We start from the raw sequence: 7,421 nt of genomic DNA, 5'->3' as shown, positions 1-7,421 counted from the left end.
CCTTCCCGGTCAGTCCAAGGTCCATCGTGACCTCCCTCTCTTGAAGAACCCCGCGCCAGGCCCCCGCCCACGCGCGTCGCCATTATGACCGATCCGAAGCAAGGGTGACGGGGACACCGCGCACGGCCATGGTCCTCGACCGACTATCTCCCAGAGAAGGAGCAGCATGTGCATAATCTGATGAAGTCATCATCTTCCCGGCGACTCCTGACCTGGCAATAGGAACAAGTTGCTGCACGGGAACGGCTGCATTCCCGAGCCCGAGCTACGGTTGTAATGAGACGGCTCATCTGCAAACTGGTGGCACCGGTTGGTGGTAGGACGGAGGAAGAGCGGAGATGGGAGAGCGGCACTACCATCTCCTGTGGGCAAAACGGTCACGGGTCCCGGGCGATCCCGCATATCACCCGCTGCTCTGCCACTTGCTCGACGTGGCTCTGGTGGCGCGGGCAATGTGGAGCGACGTCCTCTCTCCGGCTGTCCGGCGACAGCTCGCGGCGGCACTACGGATTCCGGAAGCGGATGCTGGCTCCTGGATCGCATTCCTGGCAGGCCTCCACGACCTTGGGAAAGCATCTCCGGCCTTCCAGTTCACATGGACCGCTGCCCACGGGCTCCTCCGCGACGCCGGTTTCCCCCTCCCGCCGCGGCCGCTCGACCCACGCGCGACCCCGCACGGAAGCGTTACTGCCGCTACCCTCCCGGAGATCTTGGTCGCTGAGTTCCAATTCGACAACCTACTGGCGCAGCGCCTAAGTACCGTCATCGGGGGGCACCACGGGATTTTCCCACGGGCACATGATCTTTGCGACATGCCTACCGTCGCGGTGGGCCGCGGGCTCTGGAACATGGCTCGGGCGGCACTCGTCGGTGAGCTGGCCTCGCACATCGGCGTTCCGCGCGACGCGGTACCGCTCGGTATCGACAACCCGACCGCGATGACGCTAGCGGGGCTCGTGTCGGTCGCCGACTGGATCGGTTCCGACGAGTCGATCTTCCCGCTCGCCGCGACTGACGCCGATGCCGCCGCCTCTCTCGATTTCCAGAACTATTGTGGACAAGCCGAGGAACGGGCAGCCGCGGCGATGACGCGGCTCGGCTGGCTGACATCCCGGACCAGTGCCGAACCTCGCGCCTTCAGTGATCTGTTCCCGCACATCACACCGAACGCGCTGCAAGAGGCTGTCATCGAGCTGGCGCGAGACCTCCCCCACCCTTCGCTGGTCATTGTTGAGGCGCCGATGGGCGAAGGGAAGACTGAGGCAGCACTCTTCCTGGCCGATCACATGAACGCGGTGGGCGGCAATCGGGGCACCTACGTCGCCATGCCGACACAGGCCACCAGTAACCAGATGTTCGGACGCGTGCGCGACTACCTTGTCCAGCGCTTCGCCACGGAGGCGGTCGACCTCCAGCTACTACACGGCCACGCCGCACTCAACGCCGAATTTGCCGCCCTGCGCCAGCGCACCGACGCGCTCCTGACCCCGCACGAGGGAGACGCTGATCAAGACGACGAGATTGCTTCGGGTGTGGTCGCGGCTGAATGGTTCACCTACCGCAAGCGCGGCCTCCTCTCCCCCTTCGGGGTCGGAACGATCGACCAAGCGCTACTGGCAGTGCTTCAGACGCGACATGTCTTCGTGCGCCTCTTCGGCCTGGCCGGCAAGACGGTGGTAATCGATGAGGTGCATGCCTACGACACGTATATGTCAACCTTGCTCGAGCGGCTACTGGAGTGGCTCGCCGCCCTCGGCAGCCCGGTCGTCCTGCTGTCGGCCACGCTTCCCGATGCCCGCCGCGCCACCCTCGCCAAGGCCTACGCCGCCGGGTTAGGCACACCATCATTGGAGTCACGCACGGATCCCTCAGCCGTCTACCCGCGCGTCACCTGGGTGACCCGGAACGGCATCAACAGCCGGCACGTGCCGCCTTCGGCCCGCACAGCCCGCTCGGTCCGGATCGAGTGGGTCGATGGCCACCTCCCGGAGACACCAGAAGAGCCATTTCCCCTCGGCATACAGCTCCAGGACGCCCTGAAACCCGGCGGCTGCGCGGTGGTGGTCTGCAACACAGTCGGCCGCGCCCAAGCGGTGTACCAGGCCCTCAAGCGCTACTTCCCAGACGTCGCTGACGACGGCGAGCCGGAGCTGGACCTCCTGCATGCACGGTTCCTCGTCGATGAGCGCCAGCACCGCGAGCAGCGCGCTCTTCGGCGCTTCGGCAAGCCGGGCGGCGTCGTCACCACCGAGGAGGGGACGATCTCGGTGCGGCGCCCGAACCGGGCTGTACTTATTGCAACGCAAATAGTTGAGCAAAGCCTTGATCTCGACTTCGATCTGATGGTGACCGATCTGGCCCCGGCCGACCTCGTCCTCCAGCGCGCCGGTCGACTCCACCGTCACCGGCGTGATGCCCGCCCGCGCGGCCTGGAAGCGCCGCGTCTATGGATTTGTCGACCTGAGTGCATCACCGATGGCGTGCCGGTCTTCGACCACGGTACGACGGCGGTCTACGACGCCCACGCGCTGCTGCGTTCGTGGCTGGTACTGCGGGATCGTGACGCCATCGCAATCCCCGACGAGATCCCGGATCTCATCGAGGCGGTCTACGACGACCGCCCCTGCCCGGCCACCGAGCCCCCAACCGTCCACGCGGCCTGGCAGAGGACTCGAGAGCGGTACCAGGAGCAGGCTGACGAGGCCGCAGCCGAGGCTGCCGTCCGCTGGATCAAGCGGCCGGGCGCCGGCGGCTTCATCTGGCAGATGACCGCCAACGCCCGCGCCGAGGACGCTCCCGACTTCCACCAGGCACACCAGGCCCTGACGCGGCTCACCCCGCCGTCCGTCTCGGTGGTGTGTTTGTTCGACGTCAACGGGTGTGCGGCGCTAGACGTCGCCGGCCAAGAGGTGGTCGACGTCTTGGAGCCACCGTCGCTGAATCTAACCCGGCGCCTGCTGGCCCGCTCGGTGACGCTCAGCGACCGGCGCGTCGTTCCGGAGTTGCTCACGACCGACCCACCGACCGCCTGGCGCGAGTCCGCCCTGCTGCGGCACCAGCGGCTCATCCTGCTTGATTCCTCGGGTCGTGCCTCGGTCGGGAAGTACGCGCTGCGCCTCGATCCGGAACTAGGACTGGTTGTGGAGTGAGAGGAGGTCGTATGACGGATGGCTTCAACCTGCTCGATCGCCCGTGGATCCCCTGCATGCGGGCCGCGGACGGTGCTTGGGAAGAACTCAGCCTGCGCGACGTCCTGGTCCGCGCACACGAGTTGCGCGAGATCGTCGATCCCTCGCCACTGGTGACGGTCAGCCTGCACCGCTTGCTGCTCGCGTTCCTGCACCGCGTCTTCGGCCCGGCCAGCATCGACGAGTGGGCGGCGTTGTGGGAGCGCGGTTCCTGGGATCCCGATCCGATCGACCGCTACTGCGAACGCTGGCGGAATCGCTTCAACCTATTCGATCCGACGTACCCCTTCTACCAAACGCCCGCGGTCGACGCATCCTACGCGAAGCCGGTGGCGGGGATCGTTCACGGGATGATGCTTGGCAACTACCTCACGTTGTTTGACCACAGCGTGGCAACCGATCCGCCTGCACTGTCACCCGCCCAGGCCGCCCGATACCTGGTCGCGTATCAGGCGTTCGACGTCGGCGGCATGATCTCCTATCAGAGTCGGCACGGTGAGGAAGCGAGCGTCGCTAAGTACACCAAGGCCGGCCCGCTGACCACCAGCGCGGTCGCGCTCGTCAAGGGTCGCAACCTGTTCCAAACGCTGATGCTCAACCTCCACGCCTACAACGGCGCCGATGGGCTTCCTTTCCACTTCACGGACGACAGCGCGGCCTGGGAGCGGGACGAGCACCCCACGCCTCGGGAGCGCCGCCCGAGCGGCTACGTCGATCTGCTGACCTGGCAGAGCCGGCGCGTGCGGCTCCTTCCTGAGTCTTCGGAGGGGAACGCAGCCCCAGTCGTCCGCTACGCCGTGGCAATGAAGGGCGAGCAGTTTCCCGCCGGCTGGAATCCAGCCGACTACGAGCCAATGGTGGCCTTCCGCAAGAGTCTCAAGCCCAGAGACGGGATGCCGCCCTGGTTCCCCATTGGCTTCCAGGAAGATCGCGCCCTCTGGCGCGACAGCTTGGCATTGTTCCAATCGGTAAGCGGCCAGTCGGCCCGGCCGAAGATGCTCGACTGGGTCGCCGGGCTGGCCGCGGAAGGGCCGCTGGGATACCGCGCTCGATTTGCCCTCGACCTGTACGGCATGGTGACCGACCAGGCCAACGTCACGCTCTGGCGGCACGAGCGCCTGCCACTGCCCGCGCCGCTCCTGAACGACCGGGAACGGTTCGAGCTGCTCCAAGAGGCGCTTGCCCTGGCCGAGCGGATCAGCACCCTCCTGGTGAACGGCGACGTCACCGTTACCGGCGCGGATGGCAAGACCCGCAAGATACCCAGCCCCTTGCGCCTCTTCGCTCAGACTCTGGCTGCGCCGGACGACGCCGTCACCCCGAGCCCGGCTACGGTGAAGAGCATCGCCGAGTCGCTGAAACCGAGCGCCGTCTATTGGTCGCGGCTGGCGGTGCCGTTCAGCCGACTGGTCAGCGAGCTCGGCGGCGACGTCGACGGCGACCCACTCGCACGCTGGGCGCTGGAGATCCAGCGCACGGCACAGGCCGCTTTCGGCGGCGTGATCCACAGCCTCGACCCCAGCGCTCGGGCGCTCAAGGCCGCCGCCCGCGCCGAGCGCGCCTTCATCCGGCTGCTCCGGGAGATGCTCACTGGCTACCTGCCGGCACGAGAGGAGGAAACCGATGAGCCGGCCGCTTGACCGACATCGGCGCTTCATCGCGTCGTTGGAGGCACTCGCCGACCGCCAGGACCGCGGCGCGCTGGCCGCGCTCCGGCGCGGGCTGGGCAAGAAGCCCGGCGAGGTCGCCGACGTCTACCCCTACGTCCTCCCCTGGCTGCCAAGCACGGCATCGCCGCGGGAGGAGGACGCCTACTTCCTCGTCGCGGGGCTCTTTGCGCTGCATCCGCATAGCTGGCACCCACGTGACGATGAGGGGCGCAGCAACCTCGGTGCGTCCTTCGCCCGGCTGATGGCGTCGGACGGTAGCCCGAGCATCGAAAAGCGCTTCGTCGCGCTGCTCAACTGCCACCTCGACGACCTGCCGGCTCACTTGCGCTCCGCGGTCGGCCTGCTTAAGGCACACGAGATCCCCATAGACTGGGCGCAATTGCTCAGCGACATCCTGGGCTGGCACTGGGATACCCGCGCCGTGCAACGCGAGTGGGCACGCGCCTTCTGGGGTCAGTCCGCGGCCCAAGCAGGCGCCCCTGGTGCCGGCGATACGATCACCGATCAACCGCAGTCGGTTGCATAGTTGCATGAGTGAGGAAGGAGACGGTAACCATGTTCGTTGAACTGCACATCATCCAGAACTTCGCGCCCTCGAACCTGAACCGGGACGACACCGGTGCGCCGAAGGACTGCCAGTTCGGCGGCTACCGCCGGGCGCGCATCTCGAGCCAGGCCCTCAAGCGTGCGATCCGGATGACCTTCGGCGAGGAAAATCTGCTGCCCGAGGAGAGCCGCGCACGACGCACCAAGCGCATAGCCGGAGCTCTCGTCGAGCGGCTGGTCGCCCGCGGGAAGGATGCCGCGGAAGCCGCCGCGGTGGTCGAAGCCGCCATCCAGGGAATCGGTCTCAGCTTTGAGAAACCAAAGGAGGGGGACACCGAGAAGAAGACGCAGTACCTGCTGTTCCTGGGTCAGCGGGAGATCAACGCCCTGGCCGATGTCTGCCTGGCGCACTGGGACACCCTGGTTGATGTCGCGCCAAACGCGGATGCGGCTTCCGAACGCGACGCCAAGAAAGCCAAGAAGGCGAACAAGGCGGCCCTGCCGAAGCAGGTTCAACTGGCGCTCCTCGACGCACTCGACGGCCGCTCCGCCGACGTCGCCCTGTTCGGCCGGATGCTGGCCGACCTTCCCGAGAAGAACATCGACGCGGCCAGCCAGGTGGCGCACGCCATCTCCACCCACCGGGTCGCAACCGAGTTCGACTTCTACACCGCCGTGGATGATCTGAAGCCAGACGACACCGCTGGCGCCGACATGCTCGGCACGGTCGAGTTCAACTCCGCCTGCTTCTACCGCTACAGCAATATCGACGTGGACCAACTGGTCGACAACCTGGGCGGCGATGTCGACCTGGCGCGGACAACCGTCGAAGCTTTCCTCTGGGCGTCAATCCACGCGATCCCGACCGGCAAGCAGAACAGCATGGCGGCCCAGAACCCACCGTCGTTCGTGATGGCCGTGGTCCGCGACCGCGGTCTCTGGTCCCTCGCCAACGCCTTCGTCAACCCGGTGGCGCCGGCGCACGACGGCGACCTGATCGAGCGCTCGGTGGACGCGCTGGAAGCGTACTGGTCCAATCTGGTCCGGGTCTACGGCGGCGAGCTGCGCGGCACCTGGTGCGTCAACGTCAACCCGCGCGAACTTGGTCCGCTGGAGGAGCTGCGCGTCGAAACCTTCGAGGAGCTGGTCGACGCCGTGGTCACAGCGGCCTTCGCCGAAGCCGGAACGGGCGCAGCAGCATGAGTACCCTCCTGCTTCGCTTGACCGGCCCCATGCAGGCCTGGGGCACTCAAAGCCGCTTTTCCTGGCGCGACACCGGCCTGGAACCCTCGAAGAGTGGCGTGATCGGCCTCCTCTGCGCCGCGCTCGGCCGGCCGCGGTCTGCCCGGGTGGACGATCTGGCACGTCTCCGCATGGGCGTGCGTGTCGACCGCGAAGGGACGATGCACGTCGATTTCCACACAGCCGGCGGCTGGCATCGCCGGGCGGAGGCAGGCTACGGCGTGCCCGATCCGAGCGGCACTGCCCGCCGGCCCCAGATCTCCCGCCGCTTCTACCTGGCCGACGCCGACTTCCTCGTCGGCCTGGAGGGCGACGAGGAGCTGCTGGTCCTGCTCGACCGCGCCCTGGCTGCGCCCCGCTGGCAGCTCTTCCTCGGCCGAAAGTCGTTCGTCCCCGCTGCGCCGGTCCGCCTGCCGGACACGCCGCCCTGGGGACCGGGCCTGCGCCCGGAGCCACTGGAGACGGCCCTGCGCACCTACCCGTGGCTCGGTTACCAGCACCCACACCCCCGCGCGGACGCACCCGACAGGCTGCGCCTCGTACTCGACGCGGAAGGTGACGATGCGGCCGACATCCGCATGGACGTGCCGATCTCCTTCGCCGAGCGCCGCTTCAGCACCCGCGCCGTCCGCACTGTCTGGATTGCCACGCCACCACCGCCGGAGGGAGGTGACCCATGTACCTCTCGCGCCTGATTCTGAATCCGCGTAGCCGGGACGTGCGGCGAGACCTGGCCGACTGCCAGCAGCTCCACCGCTCCGTGATGTCCGGCTTC

At 67.2% G+C, this 7,421-nt stretch carries 6 protein-coding genes; all 6 read left to right on the top strand.

What is annotated here, in order from left to right; all coding sequences use genetic code 11:
• Positions 1–338 precede the first annotated feature (338 nt).
• Positions 339–3,149 (top strand): CRISPR-associated helicase Cas3', encoded by a 2,811-nt coding sequence (gene cas3 / locus IRZ30_RS13955; RefSeq protein ID WP_294086054.1) that lies wholly within the window; start codon positions 339–341, stop codon positions 3,147–3,149.
• An 11-nt stretch (positions 3,150–3,160) separates the two neighbouring features.
• Positions 3,161–4,828 (top strand): type I-E CRISPR-associated protein Cse1/CasA, encoded by a 1,668-nt coding sequence (casA, locus tag IRZ30_RS13950; protein ID WP_294086052.1) that lies wholly within the window; start codon positions 3,161–3,163, stop codon positions 4,826–4,828.
• On the top strand, positions 4,812–5,384 hold the full coding sequence (gene casB / locus IRZ30_RS13945) for a type I-E CRISPR-associated protein Cse2/CasB (RefSeq protein ID WP_294086051.1): 573 nt from the start codon (positions 4,812–4,814) through the stop codon (positions 5,382–5,384). The genes casA and casB overlap by 17 nt, the downstream gene beginning before the upstream one ends.
• Before the next feature lie 29 nt (positions 5,385–5,413).
• Positions 5,414–6,607: a type I-E CRISPR-associated protein Cas7/Cse4/CasC gene (gene cas7e / locus IRZ30_RS13940; protein ID WP_294086049.1), complete on the top strand. Its 1,194-nt coding sequence runs from the start codon at positions 5,414–5,416 to the stop codon at positions 6,605–6,607.
• A complete protein-coding gene (cas5e, locus tag IRZ30_RS13935; RefSeq protein ID WP_294086048.1) occupies positions 6,604–7,341 on the top strand; it encodes a type I-E CRISPR-associated protein Cas5/CasD in 738 nt (245 codons plus the stop codon). Before cas7e ends, cas5e begins: the two co-directional genes overlap by 4 nt.
• Positions 7,323–7,421, top strand: a 99-nt coding sequence (locus IRZ30_RS17185; protein WP_366945354.1) for a type I-E CRISPR-associated protein Cas6/Cse3/CasE, incomplete at its 3' end; no start/stop codon positions are given. The genes cas5e and IRZ30_RS17185, both read left to right, overlap by 19 nt.

The sequence above is a fragment of the Sphaerobacter sp. genome (assembly GCF_019683595.1).
Taxonomy (GTDB): Bacteria; Chloroflexota; Chloroflexia; order Thermomicrobiales; family Thermomicrobiaceae; genus Sphaerobacter.
Note: the sequence above shows the minus strand (reverse complement) of the source record. Positions and strands in the feature narration are given on the sequence as shown.